This is a genomic window from Spirosoma pulveris, assembly GCF_054781875.1.
In genome coordinates this window covers 1,824,032-1,839,481 of the sequence record NZ_BAAGTO010000001.1, presented here as the reverse complement: position 1 = coordinate 1,839,481, position 15,450 = coordinate 1,824,032, and the positions used below count along the sequence as shown (strand labels likewise).

General features: G+C 47.8%; 13 protein-coding genes. 10 read left to right on the top strand and 3 right to left on the bottom strand.

The annotated features are described in order from the left end of the window. The first annotated feature begins 16 nt into the window (after positions 1 to 16). Both ACYVJM_RS07460 and ACYVJM_RS07455 read left to right on the top strand, forming a co-directional pair. Positions 17 to 1,405, top strand: coding sequence for a TolC family protein (locus tag ACYVJM_RS07460; protein WP_461147561.1), 1,389 nt, complete (start codon positions 17 to 19; stop codon positions 1,403 to 1,405). A gap of 89 nt (positions 1,406 to 1,494) precedes the next feature. Continuing rightward, entirely contained in the window at positions 1,495 to 2,187 is a 693-nt protein-coding gene (locus tag ACYVJM_RS07455) for a DUF421 domain-containing protein (RefSeq protein ID WP_461147560.1), read from the top strand. A 6-nt stretch (positions 2,188 to 2,193) separates the two neighbouring features. Here the strand turns inward: ACYVJM_RS07455 and ACYVJM_RS07450 are convergent, their stop codons facing one another. Beyond that, positions 2,194 to 3,291, bottom strand: coding sequence for a DNA topoisomerase IB (locus ACYVJM_RS07450; protein WP_461147559.1), 1,098 nt, complete (start codon positions 3,289 to 3,291; stop codon positions 2,194 to 2,196). 110 nt (positions 3,292 to 3,401) lie between these two features. Further along, positions 3,402 to 3,992, bottom strand: a complete 591-nt coding sequence (locus tag ACYVJM_RS07445; protein WP_461147558.1) for a DUF6962 family protein — start codon at positions 3,990 to 3,992, stop codon at positions 3,402 to 3,404. 162 nt (positions 3,993 to 4,154) lie between these two features. Between ACYVJM_RS07445 and sucD the strand changes: the two genes are divergently transcribed. The 8 genes from sucD to porN all read left to right on the top strand — a co-directional run bounded on the left by sucD (position 4,155) and on the right by porN (position 13,447). Continuing rightward, entirely contained in the window at positions 4,155 to 5,030 is an 876-nt protein-coding gene (gene sucD, locus ACYVJM_RS07440; RefSeq protein ID WP_461147557.1) for a succinate--CoA ligase subunit alpha, read from the top strand. 13 nt (positions 5,031 to 5,043) lie between these two features. Next, positions 5,044 to 6,270, top strand: a complete 1,227-nt coding sequence (locus tag ACYVJM_RS07435) for a DUF4271 domain-containing protein (RefSeq protein WP_461147556.1) — start codon at positions 5,044 to 5,046, stop codon at positions 6,268 to 6,270. A gap of 97 nt (positions 6,271 to 6,367) precedes the next feature. Beyond that, positions 6,368 to 7,153, top strand: coding sequence for a uroporphyrinogen-III synthase (locus ACYVJM_RS07430; RefSeq protein WP_461147555.1), 786 nt, complete (start codon positions 6,368 to 6,370; stop codon positions 7,151 to 7,153). Between the two features lie 189 nt (positions 7,154 to 7,342). Next, positions 7,343 to 8,317: a PorP/SprF family type IX secretion system membrane protein gene (locus ACYVJM_RS07425; protein ID WP_461147554.1), complete on the top strand. Its 975-nt coding sequence runs from the start codon at positions 7,343 to 7,345 to the stop codon at positions 8,315 to 8,317. Positions 8,318 to 8,578: 261 nt separating this feature from the next. Then, positions 8,579 to 9,712 carry a T9SS ring complex lipoprotein PorK/GldK gene (porK, locus tag ACYVJM_RS07420; protein WP_461147553.1) on the top strand — a complete coding sequence of 378 codons (1,134 nt, stop codon included), beginning with the start codon at positions 8,579 to 8,581 and terminating at the stop codon, positions 9,710 to 9,712. An 83-nt stretch (positions 9,713 to 9,795) separates the two neighbouring features. Next, positions 9,796 to 10,614: a type IX secretion system motor protein PorL/GldL gene (porL, locus tag ACYVJM_RS07415; protein ID WP_461147552.1), complete on the top strand. Its 819-nt coding sequence runs from the start codon at positions 9,796 to 9,798 to the stop codon at positions 10,612 to 10,614. 131 nt (positions 10,615 to 10,745) lie between these two features. Further along, entirely contained in the window at positions 10,746 to 12,332 is a 1,587-nt protein-coding gene (porM, locus tag ACYVJM_RS07410) for a type IX secretion system motor protein PorM/GldM (protein ID WP_461147551.1), read from the top strand. A 56-nt stretch (positions 12,333 to 12,388) separates the two neighbouring features. Continuing rightward, on the top strand, positions 12,389 to 13,447 hold the full coding sequence (gene porN / locus ACYVJM_RS07405; protein ID WP_461147550.1) for a type IX secretion system ring subunit PorN/GldN: 1,059 nt from the start codon (positions 12,389 to 12,391) through the stop codon (positions 13,445 to 13,447). Positions 13,448 to 13,522: 75 nt separating this feature from the next. Here porN and uvrC read toward each other — a convergent pair whose 3' ends face one another. After that, positions 13,523 to 15,331 (bottom strand): excinuclease ABC subunit UvrC, encoded by a 1,809-nt coding sequence (gene uvrC, locus ACYVJM_RS07400; RefSeq protein WP_461147549.1) that lies wholly within the window; start codon positions 15,329 to 15,331, stop codon positions 13,523 to 13,525. Between the last annotated feature and the right edge of the window lie 119 nt (positions 15,332 to 15,450).

The following is a 15,450-nucleotide window of genomic DNA, read 5'->3' as shown; positions in this document are numbered from 1 at the left end:
AGATAACCTTAAATCAATGAAGCTCAGTAGCTGGATATTTTTTACCTGTATCTCCTTTTCTGCCCTCGCTCAACAAACCCCAAATGCCATCCAACGTGCTCAACAACGAACGTTTACGGTAGCCACAATTCCGCAACCCGGCGAAGTGCTGACATTGCAACAGGCTATTGCTCAGTCTATTGAGAAGAACTATCAGATCCAGATCAATCGATCTCAAGAAGACATCGCCCGAAATAATTTTACCAAAGGCAATGCCGGCTACCTACCGGTACTAACGTTTAACGGTAACTCAAACGGAGGTATACAGAATTTTCGTCAGACTTTCATTGACAACATTCGTCCCCCTCAGGAAGCACGCGGCATCTTCAACCGAACCTCTAATTTGGGCATCAACTTAAATTATACGGTTTTTAATGGCTATGCCCGCTCAACTTTATACAATCAATTAGCCCAATTAGTAAAAATCGGGACGGTAAATACACGGGCCAATGTTGAAGCGACCGTTGCCAGTGTTGCTACCAGTTATTACGACGTCGTTCGGCAGTTGCAGCGCCTGATTGCCTTCAGTCAGGCACTGGACATCTCGCGCGAGCGGCTCGAACTTGCCCGCGCCAACTACGAAGTTGGCACGCGCTCGAAAGTTGATTTTCTAAGTGCCCAGGTCGATTACAATACGGATAGTGCCGCGCTTATTTCGCAGGAACAGGCGCTTCGTAACGCCAAGACCTTACTGAATTCGCAACTCATCCGCGACCCGCAGGCCGAGTTTGCCGTACGGGATACGATCATCGTTCGGCCAACGCTCCAGTTGGAGTCTCTTCAACAATCGCTGGGCACCAACAACCCGCTACTGGCAGCCGCCGTACTGAACCGGACAATTGCGGATCTGAACGTTCGACTGGCCAATGCAGCCCAACTACCGCTGGTGTCGGCTACGACGGGCTATAACTATCAGTTTCAGGACAACCAGGGCGGTTTTGGGGTAGCAACCGGCCGTACCGGGGCACTTACCTACAATATAACGGCCAGTATTCCCATCTTTAATGGCTACAATCTGAAACGGCAGATTCAGAACGCCCGAGTGAATACCATAATCGCACAGAATCAGGAAAGCAATCAACGGCTTCAGCTGCAACTGGCATTGGTGCAAACGTATCAGGCCTATCAGACGAGCATTCGCCTGCTAAACCTTGAGGTGCAGAATAACCAACTGGCCAACCAGAACGTCGATATTGCGTATGATCGCTACCGGATCGGGAACTCCACATTTGTTGAGTTTCGCGATGTACAGCGCAATGCCATTGACGCCCAGACGCGTCTGATCGAGGCCGAATTCAACGCGAAAGCCGCTGAGATTGAACTGCTGCGGCTGAGCAGCACCATTACTCAGGAGTTAGGGCAGTAAGAGCCGATGCCAAACAGTTATTGACCAATGCTGGTTAACAAGTCAGCGTAAGTTAGTGCCTGTTTGCATCACACTCTTATTACTTAACCATGTCAGAACCTGTTCAGCCCTTCGACTGGGGGCGAATGTTTATCCATGATCTGCCGTGGACGTATCTCGGCGAAGTAGCCTTTCGAACCGCTTTTATGTTCATTATCCTGTTAACAGCCCTGACCGTATCGGGGAAGCGGGAGGTGCGGCAATTGTCAATTTATGAGCTGGTTCTGGTTATCGGGTTAGGCTCCGCAGCGGGCGATCCCATGTTTTATGACGATGTACCAATGGCATCGGCCGTTGTTGTCTTCGTTGTCATGATGAGTTGCTACAAACTGGCAACGTACATCAGCGACCGTAACAAGACTGTTCGCAAGGTACTTGAAGGCAAAGCCGTCTATGTTGTTGAAAACGGCTGTATTCTTACCGAAAATTTTGACCGGGAAGATTTAAGCCTGGAAGAGCTGTTCTCCGACTTACGCGTTGCGGGCGTTGAGCAGCTTGGGAAGGTACGTGTCGCTATTCTGGAGCATAACGGACAGCTAAGTGTTTTTCAGTTTGAGCCCGATGAGGTCAAAGCCGGACTTCCCATTTTGCCCAATGAACTGAAAAAGGACATTGAACAAATTGAGGAGCCGGGTAAGTATGCCTGTTGCAACTGCGGACACGTGGAATCGCTTACCGCACCTGCCGGTCCGCAAAACTGCCGCCGATGTAAGCAGACAAAGTGGGTAAAAGCGGTACAGTAAAGTGAGCTAGGCCACCAGTTTTTTAGCCGCCGGGCTCTTTACTACCGTTTTAATCTCATCCTTCAAAAATTTCAACAGCAACTTTTCGATACCGTCCAATCCGTAAGGACTGGTTTGCTTAAAGCGGGCTTTCTGTTTGATGTACGGGTTCAAGTCCTGGCATTCGTAAGCTTCCAGAATCTGCGGATGGACATAATGCTTTCGGCAAACGGTGCGCGTGTTACCTAACTTGTGCGAGACCTCGTCAAGCACAGTATTCACATTTTTCTTCAGTTCTTTTTCCGTTTCGCAGGGTTCCAGTTCGGCCAGAAGCCGCAGGGCGTTCACGGTACCCGCCCAGGTACGGAAATCTTTTGCCGAAAACTCATCTCCCATGGTTTCGTGCAGATAGGCGTTAACCATACCGGAGTCGATAGGATGGCGGTCGCCGTTTTCGTCGAGATACTGAAACAGTTCCTTTCCGGGAATGTCGCGACAGGCTTTTACCAGGCGCGAGAGTCGATTATCGTGAAGGGTAATATCGTGGTAAATGCCTTTTTTGCCTTTGAAGCTGAACCGGATTTCAGTGCCTTCCATTTTCACGTGCCGGTCTTTCAGAGTGGTCAAGCCATACGAGCCATACTCTTTTTCATAAGCGGCATTACCCACCCGGATGAGCGTTTGCTCCATAACACTCAGCGCAATGGCAATCACTTTTTCGCGGGTCAATTCGCGTGTTTTGAGGTCTTTCGCCAACCGTTCACGCAATAGGGGGAGGGCTTCGCCAAAGGCCACCATCCGAAAAAACTTCGTCTGGCTCCGGATCGCGTTCCACTTTGGGTGATAGCGGTACTGCTTGCGGTTTTTGGTGTCGATGCCTGTAGCCTGTAGATGCCCATTTGCTTTGGAACTGATCCAGACATTTTCCCAGGCCGGTGGAAGAATGAGGCTGCGGATACGTGTCAAGGTGTCGGTGTCCTCCAGTTCATTGCCCTTATGGTCGAAATACCTGAATTCATCGCCAATGCGCTGGCGTTTAATACCGGGCATTGTATCGCTCATATAAACCAGTCGGGCCGCCCGGGCCGTTTCGGCTGGGTCATGCGTCAATTCAAGTAAATCCACGTTCGTTGAGTGTTGAGAAATTTAGTCAATGAGTAACTGCTTTGATAAGGCATTAGTTAACCATATGACCAAATTTTTGACCGTACAACGTTTACGCGATCTGTATAGACTTACCGGGTACCGACGCGCCAGTCGGAGGCTTTTCCGAAAAACCAGAGCGCTAGCGTAGTGGCGTAATGATAGAAGTCGGTTGGATGAATCAGGCTATTGAATGCGTCGGCTTTTGTGGCTAAGCCCATCATCATGGCCGCCAGGACAACCCAGAGCCCCCGTTTATTGCGCTGGAGTAACGAAAAAACGGCAAGCAGCATCAACACCAGAATTCCCATTGAAGGCACAATGGGCGTGAAGACGCGCACATCGGGTAGCAGAAGGGAAATAAACAGAAACAGGCCAAGCAACACTGTTGTTACGAAGGAGATCAGAGAAAGGGTTCGCTGGTTCAGCAGCGCATACACCGCCGTTACCACACACACAACTCCCAGTGTATCAGATAAGACGATCATGGACCGGTGAAGCGGTTCCAGCGATTCGTTACCGGCAAAAAGGGCTACCCCGATAAGCGCTGCTACTGATGTTGTCAACAAAAAGAACCCCCACAAAAGCCGGTTGAAGAGGGAAATGCGTCCAAAAAAGTGCCAGAACACCCCGACGCCCGCCCCGGCTAAAATAGAGCCGGAAAGGATGTGCGAAAAAATCATCACGTAATTTACGAAGTTTCGGCTACTTTTGCCCAACTTTTTAAAAGATACAGGCCTACTCAACGAAAGAAGAAAGAAGGTGACCAGTTTGTGAATCTTTACTGCTTTCGTTATGAGTTCCTGTGAGTAATTAACCGTATCGCCAACGATTTACAAACCGTCATGAGTGTTTTAGTTAACAAAGACTCCAAAGTTATCGTCCAGGGCTTTACCGGCTCGGAAGGCAGTTTTCATGCCCAGCAGATGATTGAATACGGCACCAACGTCGTTGGGGGCGTAACGCCAGGCAAGGGTGGTCAAACCCACCTCGACCGGCCCGTATTTAACACTGTTCAGCAAGCTGTTGACCAAGCCAGTGCCAATGTCTCCATCATCTTTGTTCCGCCCGCTTTTGCTGCCGACGCGATCATGGAAGCGGCCGAAGCCGGTATTAAAGTCATTATCTGTATTACCGAAGGCATTCCAACGGAGGATATGGTAGCCGTTAAAAACTACCTCTCCGACAAAGATGTTCGCCTGATTGGTCCTAACTGCCCCGGCGTAATGACTGCTGATGAGTGCAAAGTAGGTATCATGCCCGGCTTCATCTTCACCAAAGGAACCATCGGTATTGTTTCTAAGTCGGGGACATTGACCTACGAAGCCGTTGACCAACTAACAAAAGCTGGTTTGGGGCAGTCGACAGCCATTGGTATCGGAGGAGACCCGATCATTGGCACGACGACCAAAGAAGCTGTCGAACTACTCATGAACGATCCGGATACCGAAGCGATTGTAATGATTGGTGAAATCGGCGGAGGTATGGAAGCCGAAGCCGCCCGCTGGATTAAGGCCGATGGTAACCGCAAGCCGGTTGTTGGCTTCATTGCTGGGCAAACCGCGCCGAAAGGCCGCCGGATGGGTCACGCAGGGGCTATTGTGGGTGGTGCGGACGATACCGCAGCCGCTAAAATGGCCATCATGCGCGAATGTGGTATTCACGTAGTAGAATCCCCGGCGCTTATTGGTGATACCATGTTAAAGGCCTTAGGAAAATAAAATTTAGTAACGAGTGAAAGAGCGAAAGAACGAACGAGTGAAAAAGTATAGGCGGAGTTGGGTACTTATCCATCCGGTGGCACTCTTTCACTCGTTGGCTCTCTCGCTCTTTTTTGTTCTATCGGTTGCTGCTCAACCCCGCGTTACCGGTATCGGACCCAATGGCCGTTATTATCCCATCCATGATTTTCGGGATGACTTTCTGGTGTATGACGAAGGAGCTAAAGCTTACATCCCATACATAACTGAGCAACATACCGACGAAACAGCCTTAAGTGCTTACATCGATCTGGAAAGCAACCGTCACTACAGTCTACTAATCTCCACCCGACGGGATGGCTACCTGTTTGTTAACGCGGCACTCAAACGGAAACTTCGCGCCAATGAATGGCAGGTGCTAAGCATTGACAGTCTATTTAAGGTTTACCGACAGCCGGAAATTTTTCTCACGATCTACGGTGCCCCTGGTCTGGCCGACAAGCAATTGTATATAGGCTACCCGAAGTCGGCCACCCAAAAGCAAGTTGTTTTAAGTGATGACAATCTGAGTATCCGACCTCGTCCCCGAACCCTTTACGATAACTTTTTAAGTTTAGGACTGGTGTTTCTGCTGGCCACCCATGCCTTCCTTTATGCAATTCATCAACGGGCTTTCCAACGGTACTATAGCCTCGGCGATCTACTGTCGCTTCGGGCACAGGAAGAATCTTTTTTAATAAATAGACCTCTAAGCGGTACGAATCTGCTTTTTACGCTCAATCTCAGCTTTATTATTGCTTACCTCATTGTCTTTGTCCAGAGCCGTAACCTGGATGTGTTCGATTCACGGGCGCTGTTATTGGGTAACCAGCAGTTTGGCTGGCTGGCTGGTGAGTACTTTTTAGTGAGTGGGCTGGTATTCGTGAGTTTGATCAGCAAGTACTTTCTTCTGGAAGTAATTGGGGGGCTATATAAGTTACAGGACATTATCTACGTTCATTACTTTAAAGTGCTGCAATCGTCGCTGTTATTCTTTACCGCCTGTGCGCTCACCTTAACGGTTGTTGCTTATAATGTAAATGTGACAACTTGGGTGCCTAACATGCTTCTGCTGCCACTGGTTGTTTTTTACATTGCTCGATTATTGTTATTGTACTTCACCATACGGAGTCTTGAGCCTATCAAGAATCTTTATTTATTTTCGTACCTTTGCATCGTTGAATTGATTCCGCTGATCATTGGGTTGCGTTTTGCGCTTTGATGGTTACGGGCAGTGATAAGTTAGCCTATTCTCAATAGCAGGTGCTTAGGCGAGTACTTACAATTGATAATCAGCTGTTGAACCGAGTAGAGATTCAATGAACGAAATAAGCATGCAATCCACAGAAAACCGGCTCACGAAAGTAAACCGGCTGTTAGTGACTCAATCCCGACCCGCCGACGAAAAATCTCCTTATTTTGATTTAGTTAGCAAGTACAATCTTCAGATTGATTTTCGCCCGTTCATCCAGATACAGGGGGAGTCGTTTAAAGATTTTCGGCGTCAGAAAATAAATATCCTGGCACACACGGCTATTATTTTTACCAGTCGAAATGCTATCGATCATTTTTTTCGGATCTGTCAGGAAGGGCGAATTGAGGTGCCAGCTGATATGAAGTACTTCTGTATTTCGGAGCAGACAGCTAATTATCTTCAGAAATACATTGTTATCCGGAAGCGCAAAATCTTCAACGGAACAAAAACAGCTACCGAGCTTTTTGATCTGATCAAGAAACACAAGAACGAGAAGTTCCTGTTCCCCTGTTCCAACATTCGCCGGAACGACATTCCGGAGTTTATGGACACCAGTGGCCTACACTTCACTGAAGCGGTGATGTACGACACGGTACCCACCGATTTGTCTGATCTTGACATTGAGAGCTACGATATCATTGCTTTCTTTAGTCCCTCGGGTGTAAACTCATTAATGAGTAATTTCCCCAACTTCAATCAGAACGGTACCCGGCTTGCCGCTTTCGGCCCCACAACGGCTAGAGCAATTGTTGAAGCCGGTCTAACACTCGATATTGAAGCCCCCTTGCCGAACGCACCCTCAATGACGGGTGCTTTGGACCTGTATCTAAAAAAGGCTAACAATTTGTAAACGATAGCCGTTACGAATAGGCTAGATGCCGGAATCGAGCTCTTCATCTCATTTCCGGCATTTTGCTTTTATTTTGGGCTTAATAATTTGAATAATTTGGTGTTGCGGGCGTTTACTTGTAAACTGTGGTATTGTTCACAAGAACGTTGCTCCAATTATCAACAGCTGTTCTGAATTCCGGTAGGTCGTATGATTCGCACACTCTACGTTTTTGCTTTTTTACTACTGACGATTGCAACTCAAAACGTCTTTGCTCAGGGGGATCCGCAACTCAGCCTGTATATGTACAACCCGCTCTATTATAATCCGGCGGCAGCAGGGTCGGAGGGGGTGTCACGTTTTCAACTTACCCATAGAACACAATATCTCGGATATCAGACAATTGGTACCGGCGACGAAAGTGCTGCTCAAAGCACTCAGGTTTTGTCATTCAATATGCCGCTGGCCAAAATCAAGAGTGGCATTGGCATTTATGCTATGAATGACAAGTACGGGCCGTCCATAAACCAGTCTGTACAGGTATCGTATGCCTATCGACTGACCTTGAAAAACGGAACATTGGCATTGGGTGTGCAAGCCGGTATGTTTAATCGCGGATTCGACTTTAACCAGTTTCGCCCCGGCGAACCCGGTGATCCGTTGTTGAGTACGGGCCGCATCAATCAGTTTAAACCTGATTTGGGAGCAGGAATTTATTATAATACAACGGACTACTGGGTGGGGGTAAGCATGACGCACCTGAACCGGGCTACCTACAGCTACATTGCTGACCGCTCTACGGACCCTGCTAACAGCAAAGCTTACCTAACCGCAGGGTACAGACTGGGTATAGGTTATAACATTGATGTACAACCATCCGTTTTAGTGCAGTACAGTACAGTGGAGGGCCTTCGGGGATCGCTGGCAACCCTAAATCTGGTAGCTACCTACGATAATCGTATATGGGCTGGGGTTGGCTATCGGATTAAAGATGCCGTTATGGCTACGGCTGGTATAAACCTCATGCGTAATAATGCACTTCGATTGGGATATGCCCTGGATATAACGGTGGGAGGAACGCAGGTGAAAAGCCCAACATCGCACGAGATCTTATTGTCTTATGCGTTGCCTGCGCCCGATGTCCGCAAAAAGCCAATCATCAGAACGCCACGTTTCCGGTACTGATGATCGATAATGTGTAAAAGCCGCAGCAATATTTAAACAAAATTGCTTTTTTGGCAATATTCTTGTTAGGCTGTTTGCAGCGGAGGCCTTATTTTTGAGGAAATGGAGTTTAGAAAGTGTAATAGAGTATAATAAACAGAAGTATGTTCGTAAGTAGGTTGTAGAGAAAATACGCTGAACATGAAGATAACATACAATAACCAAACAGATTTTCGTTTTTAGTCTGGTCTCGCACAAGAAGAAGGTAAAAGTTCGACAACGATGAAGTATAACTGGTTAACAGTCAACGCAACCCGGGTAGTGACGGTCGCAGCAGTAGTACTGCTTTTGCAAGGTTGTGGGTTTCTGAAGTCAAAATTTGGCGGTAAAGGTGGCAACGGTGGTGAAGTAGGCGTTACAAATGGTGAAATTACCGCTACCGGACGTAAAGGCTGGAAGCAGCCCACCCCCTTTGGCATGGTACTGGTACCGTCAGGTTCATTTATTATGGGTCAGGCTGATGAAGATGTGGCCGCTACTCAAATTAACATGAACCGGCAGGTAACGATTAGTTCATTTTACATGGATGATGCCGAAATATCTAACCATGAGTATCGGCAGTATGTAAATGCCTTACTCGCCGATTCCGTTTCGACGTTGGGTGAGGAGGAAATTATGTCTAAATATTATCCTGATACAACTGTCTGGAAAAACGACTTTACTTATCACAATGGTGATCCCATGCTGGAGCATTATTATGCGCACCCAGCCTTTGATACGTATCCGGTTGTTGGTGTAAGCTGGGTGGCTGCTAAACATTTTTGTAAGTGGCGTACCAATACACTCGACGATTTCCGTACAAAAGACGGCGGTTACCGGTCATTTGGTTTCCGACTTCCGTCCGAAGCCGAATGGGAATGGGCGGCACGAGGTGGTAAAAACGGTGCTAAATACCCTTGGGGTAACCCATATGTAGCAAACGGTAAAGGTTGCTATCTGGCAAACTTCAAACCCCAGCGTGGTAACTTCGATGCGGATGGCTATCCATACACGGCCCCCGCAACGGCTTATAACCCTAACGATTATGGTCTGTACAACATGGCCGGTAACGTGGCCGAGTGGTGCCGGGATGCTTATGCTGATAATACGAACGCCATTGTGTGGGACATGAACCCGGATAACCAGAACGCCGATGAGCCGCGTAAAGTGGTTCGGGGTGGGTCTTGGAAAGACATTGCGTACTACCTCGAAACAGGTACACGATATTATGAATTCGAAGATCAAAAGCGTTCCTATATCGGATTCCGTTGCGTAATGGATAATCTGGAAGGCAGAACTGCATCAAGTCGTGTTGGAGGGGGAAAGAGCAAGAATAAGAGCGCAAGCACTAAAAAGGCATCAGCCAAAAAGGTTTAATTTAACGTGAAGAATGCCTGTTAAGGCAATAAAATAATACCCGCACACAGTCAATTACCTATTCCAACCAACAATAGCTTATCATGGCAGCAGCAAAGTCCACAAGTTTCTTTTGGGATCGTTTAGTACCAACCATTTATAGTGCCGGAGCCGCCGTCGTAATTGCCGGAGCCTGGGCTAAGATTACACACAATGAACAGTTTGGCTGGCTTTTAACAGCCGGTTTGTTAACAGAAGTTGTCATTTTTGCTTTATACGCCGTTCAGAGTTTTACCATGCCGGCTACAACGGACGATGGTTATGCCTGGGAACGGGTTTACCCTGAACTGGCAGACGATTATAAAGGAGAAGCCCGTAAGCCAACACCACAGGCTAACGGTTTGACCGGAAATCTGGATCAAATGCTGGCTCAGGCCAAGGTTACCCCCGACGTCTTTGAGCGTTTAGGCTCTGGCTTCCGTAACCTGAATGATACAGTCTCTAAGCTCACGGACCTGACCGACGCGACAGTAGCCACAAACGACTATGCTCGTAATGTGAAGTCGGCGGCAAGCTCGATCAGCGAAATGAATAAATCGTACGGCACAGCTATCACCGCTATGAACTCCATGGCCGATGCAACGACCGACGCCAAAGATTACCGCGACCAGTTTCAAAAAGTTACCAAGAACATGGGCGCTTTGAATGCTGTGTATGAACTGGAATTGCAGGATACAAACAAGCATCTGAAAGCAATGAATGCGTTCTATGGCAGCTTGACGGCCGCCATGGAAAACATGACCGATGCTAGCCGCGATACCCAGCAGTTCAAAAATGAACTGGCTAAATTGACTGGTAATTTGGCTTCCCTCAACAACGTATATGGTAGTATGTTGACTGCCATGCGGGGTAACGGAAAATAAGTAACTCAATAGTGTAACCATGTCAGTGACGAAGATTAGCTCTCTGTAACTGACATGGTAAACACGCCACTCTTAATGACAAAACCGCTAAGGCGGCCTTTCCACAACTTTTATTATCACTACCATAGTTTATGGCAGGCACAAAAGAGACACCCCGTCAGAAGATGATCGGGATGATGTATCTGGTTTTGACCGCATTACTGGCTCTGCAAGTCACGTCGGCCATTCTGGAAAAATTCGTTTTAATTAACAACAGTCTGGAGCAGTCCATCGGGGCTGTCAGCAAGGTAAACCAATCTACATTCGATAATATTCGGGGAACAGTTGAAAAGTCTGGTAACCGGGCGGCTGATTTGGCCATCGTTAAACAAGCTGATGAAGTTCGTAAACTATCGGGCGAAGTTAGCGGTGAACTGGACAAGCTGAAAGAGCAGATTGTTGAAACAAGCGGTGGACGCGATGAGTCCGGAAATATTAAGAACCTGAGCGAAGAAGAATCCGTCGCTCAACTTATGATCGGTACAAACCGCAATGGAGCTGCGTTCAAGTTGAAAGATCAACTGAACAAATACGTCGAAGAACTTTCCAGACTGTCGGGGAACAAATATGGTCCAATGGCATTGGATGGTAAAGACGATCCCATTGCCAGCCTATCGCCTGATCAAAAGCGTAAAGATTTTGCTGAACTGAATTTTGCCCAGACACCGGTACCGGCTGCCCTGGCTGTGTTGAGCCAAAAGCAGGCCGATGTTCGTCGCCTTGAAGGTGAAGTACTGGATGTACTCGCCAGTAAAGTAGGTGCCCAGGATGTTAAGTTCGACAAAATCATTGCCATGCTGAGCATGGATTCAAAAGTGGTTGTTGCCGGTACAAAGTTTAAAGGACAGATGTTCCTGGCTGCTTCGTCTTCGGGTATACAACCGCGCATGAGTCTGAATGGAGCTGCTGTTCGTATGCAGGATGGTCAGGGTATCATTGAGTTTACCGCTCAGGGTGGCGCTTACGACAAAAATGGGCTTGCCCGTCGTACACTTACAGGTTCTATTGCGTATCAGACTGCAGCAGGTTTGAAGACCGTACCTCTCACCGCTGAGTACTTTGTCGCCAAGCCATCGTACCAGATTGAAACCGGAACAATGCCACCGCTGTATCTGGGTTGTGCGAACAAGCTAAGCATTCAGAGTCCGCAGCTAGGTGCTCTATGGAATCCAAGCTTTTCGGCTGACGGCGCTTCTGTAATTCAGTCGGGTGAAAAAGGAAAGATCACGGTAGTGCCTAGTTCACAAAATGTAGCATTGAATATCAGCAATTCGGGAAGCTTACTGGGTACAGAACGTTTTCGTGTGAATAAAGTACCTCGTCCGACGATTGAAGTTTTCGTAGGGGGTACGCGGGCTAGTGATCCTCGCGGTGTCCCTGTTTCTTCAGCCCGGAGCGTACGGATTCAGGCCGTTGCCGATCCAAGCTTTGCTGCCTACTCGCCGGATGATGCCAAGTTCCGCACAACCGGAGCAACCGTGTCGCTGGTGCGGGGTACGAAACGTGTGACCTTCGTTACGGTAGGTGCTGGTGGCGGATCAATCGGTTCGTTAGCTGCTGAAGCACAACCCGGTGACCGTCTTGTTATCCAGATTGAAGGCGTACAGCGGCAAAACTTCAAAGGCGATGTTAGTGATGTGCCAATGGGTAGCTTACTTCAGCAGGTTTCGCTGTATTAACGCACTAAAGCGGTTTGCTGACCGTTAACATACTGAATTGACAACAAATAGTAGCCATGACACAATTTAGAACGATAAGATATGCTGGTGTGCTGGCCGTAGCTGCGCTGGCGCTGGCAGGAGGGGAGGCCCTGGCTCAGGAGAAGGCAAGTAACGGTACAAACGCGCTATCGGTTCGCGCTATAAATGAGAATGACATCATGATGAAGAAGACCCTTTGGCGTCGTATCGACCTGAAGGAGAAACAGAATCAGTCGATGTTCTCGAAAAACAACGAAATCTCTAAATACCTCATCGACGCTGTAAAAGCTGGTTTGATCGATGCGTATGCGAATGATTCGTGCACGACAAAAATTTCGATTGAGAAATTTCACGAAAACATGCTAATCCCGAACACGGGAGGAGGCTTGTCTGCCGAAGAAAAAGCCGCTGGTTTTACCGAGGATGGCAAAACGGCTGGTGCGAATGACGGTTGGGATGCGCCTGCAAAAGACAAAAAGAAACCGGCTGATGATGGCTGGGGAACGCCTAAGAAAGCAGCCGAACCTGCCGTTGCGGATGATGGTTGGGGAGCTCCTAAAAAGAAAACCGCAGTAGCCAAGAATGCGAAAGGCAAAAAAGGGAAAGGCAAAGTAGCAGCGCCCGTTATAGAGCCTAAGAAAGATTCGGTTGTTGTAGCGTCTGCCCCCACACTCTCCGGCGACGAGTATTTCCCGAGAGAACTGAACATTCTTGAAGTAAAAGAAGACTGGGTTTTTGATCGGAAACGTTCACGTCTGTATTACGATGTTCAAACGGTAACACTGCTGTTGCCTGCTGACAAAAATCAGGCTGGTTACGAAAAGCCAATCGCTACGTTTAAATACAAAGACCTCGACAAGCTGTTCCGCAGCGACCCGAAGAAATTTATCTGGTACAACCCGCAAAACCAGGCTCAGCACAAAAACCTGGCCGATGCCTTTGATCTTCGGTTGTTCTATGGCCGGATCACGAAAGTAGCTAACCCAGGTGACACAGATTTAGTAGGTATGTATGGTGATCGTGAAGGTCTTCTCAAATCGTACCAAACTGAATATGAACTCATGGAAACTGAGCACAGCCTTTGGGAGTATTAATAAAAAAGAGCGGCTGAAAAGTCGCTCTTTTTTGTCGTTTCCCTGAATATATGAGCGGCTACCCAGCCGCTCATATTATTGTTCAATAGCATCAAAATACTGTTTTAGCTTCACCGCACGGTCTTTACCAACTACTTCGGCCACTTCATCAAAGCTGGCTTCTCTAATTTTGGTTACGCCTTTGAAATGTTTTAACAGTTTAGCGGCCGTTTTCTTCCCGACACCTTCTACATTTTCAAGTTCGCTGATCAGGCTGTTTCGGCTGCGTTTGTCCCGGTGATAGGTGATAGCGAAGCGGTGAGCCTCGTCACGTATCCGCTGGATCAGCTTGAGTGACTCCGACTTTTTATCGATGTAAAGGGGTAGGTTGTCCTCAGGGAAATAAATTTCCTCAAGTCGTTTAGCAATGCCGATAATTGGTACTTTTCCATATAAATCAAGGTCTTTCAAGGCATCGCAGGCGGCACTTAGCTGGCCTTTGCCGCCATCAATGACAATTAAGTCGGGTAATCCGGTCTCCTCTGTCAACACGCGTGTGTAGCGCCGGGTAACTACCTCGTACATACTCGCGAAGTCGTTCGGACCAATAACGGTTTTAATAGAAAAGTGCCGGTATTCTTTGTTCGCTGGTTTACCACCAATAAAGCAGACCATAGCCGATACCGGATTGGTGCCTTGGATGTTCGAGTTATCGAAACATTCTATGCGGTTCGGCAATGTTTTTAATTGCAAATCCTGCTTCAACCGAATTAGCACACGGTCTTTTTTGCTGGCGCTGGCCGTTGCTTCGGCGGCAGCCCGTTCCTGCCGTTCGCGCCGGAAGTAAAGCACGTTTTTAAGCGACATATCCAGCAACTTCTTTTTGTCGCCAATTTGCGGAACCGTCACCTCTGCTTTCAGATCAATATCGAGCGGGATGTTCGATATGATTTCTTTTGCCTGGCTGCCGTATTGGTCCCGAAACTCGATGATCATCATCACCAGTAAGTCCTGATCAGTTTCGTCGAGCTTTTTCTTGATCTCTACAGTATGCGTCTGAACAATGGTACCATTGACCACCTTCATAAAGTTTATGTAAGCAGCTGTCTCATCCGAGGCAATGGTAAACACGTCGGCATCCGCAATTTTCGGGTTGACAACGGTCGATTTGCTTTGAAACCGTTGGAGTACTTCCATTTTCTCTTTGTACTTCTGTGCCTGCTCGAAAGCCAGATTACCGGCGGCTTCGACCATCTGATTCTTGAAGTACTCCTGGGCAGGTTTTAAGTTGCCTTTTAGGATATGATGAATCTGCTCAATATCAGAGTTGTAATCTTCTTCGGGCTGTTTGCCTTCGCATGGGCCTTTACAATTACCAATGTGATATTCCAGACAGACCTTATACTTCCCGGCTTCTATGTTTTCCGGGGCGAGGTTGTAATTACAGGTACGGATTGTAAACAACTGGCTGAACATATCCAGTACCGTGTACATAGGCTTCAGATTAGCGAAGGGGCCATAAAATGTACCCAGCTTTCGGTCGATCCGTCGGGTGGTTACGACGCGTGGGAAATGCTCGTTCGTGACACAAACGAATGGGTAGGTTTTGTCATCGCGAAGTAAAATATTGAACTTGGGCTGGTACCGCTTAATCAGCTGATTTTCGAGCAACAGGGCATCAAATTCAGTATGGACAATGGTAAACTCAATTTTACGAATCTGGCTCACCAGCCGTAACGTTTTACGGTCATGCCCTTTTGAGTTGGTAAAGTAGCTGCTGACCCGGTTTTTCAGGTCTTTAGCCTTACCAACATAAATTACCTCGCCCGTAGCGTCAAAATACCGATAGACGCCCGGTTCGTGTGGTACTTTGGCTAATTCTTGCTTATAATCGAATTCAGGCATACCAGAGCACCGACCTTTCTGGTCGGCAGGTTATTGAGTAATAGATGAGCAGTTAAACATGCAGAACGATTGGGGCGTACTACAAAACAAGCAGCGAGGCCTAAAGGTTGCCTGTTTGC

Excerpts from the sequence above, each read along its gene's own strand:
- ACYVJM_RS07460 (WP_461147561.1), top strand. The coding sequence starts at position 17 with ATGAAGCTCAGTAGCTGGATATTTTTTACCTGTATCTCCTTTTCTGCC.
- ACYVJM_RS07455 (WP_461147560.1), top strand. The coding sequence starts at position 1,495 with ATGTCAGAACCTGTTCAGCCCTTCGACTGGGGGCGAATGTTTATCCAT.
- ACYVJM_RS07445 (WP_461147558.1), bottom strand. The coding sequence starts at position 3,992 with ATGATTTTTTCGCACATCCTTTCCGGCTCTATTTTAGCCGGGGCGGGC.
- sucD (WP_461147557.1), top strand. The coding sequence starts at position 4,155 with ATGAGTGTTTTAGTTAACAAAGACTCCAAAGTTATCGTCCAGGGCTTT.
- ACYVJM_RS07430 (WP_461147555.1), top strand. The coding sequence starts at position 6,368 with ATGAACGAAATAAGCATGCAATCCACAGAAAACCGGCTCACGAAAGTA.
- ACYVJM_RS07425 (WP_461147554.1), top strand. The coding sequence starts at position 7,343 with ATGATTCGCACACTCTACGTTTTTGCTTTTTTACTACTGACGATTGCA.
- porK (WP_461147553.1), top strand. The coding sequence starts at position 8,579 with ATGAAGTATAACTGGTTAACAGTCAACGCAACCCGGGTAGTGACGGTC.
- porL (WP_461147552.1), top strand. The coding sequence starts at position 9,796 with ATGGCAGCAGCAAAGTCCACAAGTTTCTTTTGGGATCGTTTAGTACCA.
- porM (WP_461147551.1), top strand. The coding sequence starts at position 10,746 with ATGGCAGGCACAAAAGAGACACCCCGTCAGAAGATGATCGGGATGATG.
- porN (WP_461147550.1), top strand. The coding sequence starts at position 12,389 with ATGACACAATTTAGAACGATAAGATATGCTGGTGTGCTGGCCGTAGCT.
- uvrC (WP_461147549.1), bottom strand. The coding sequence starts at position 15,331 with ATGCCTGAATTCGATTATAAGCAAGAATTAGCCAAAGTACCACACGAA.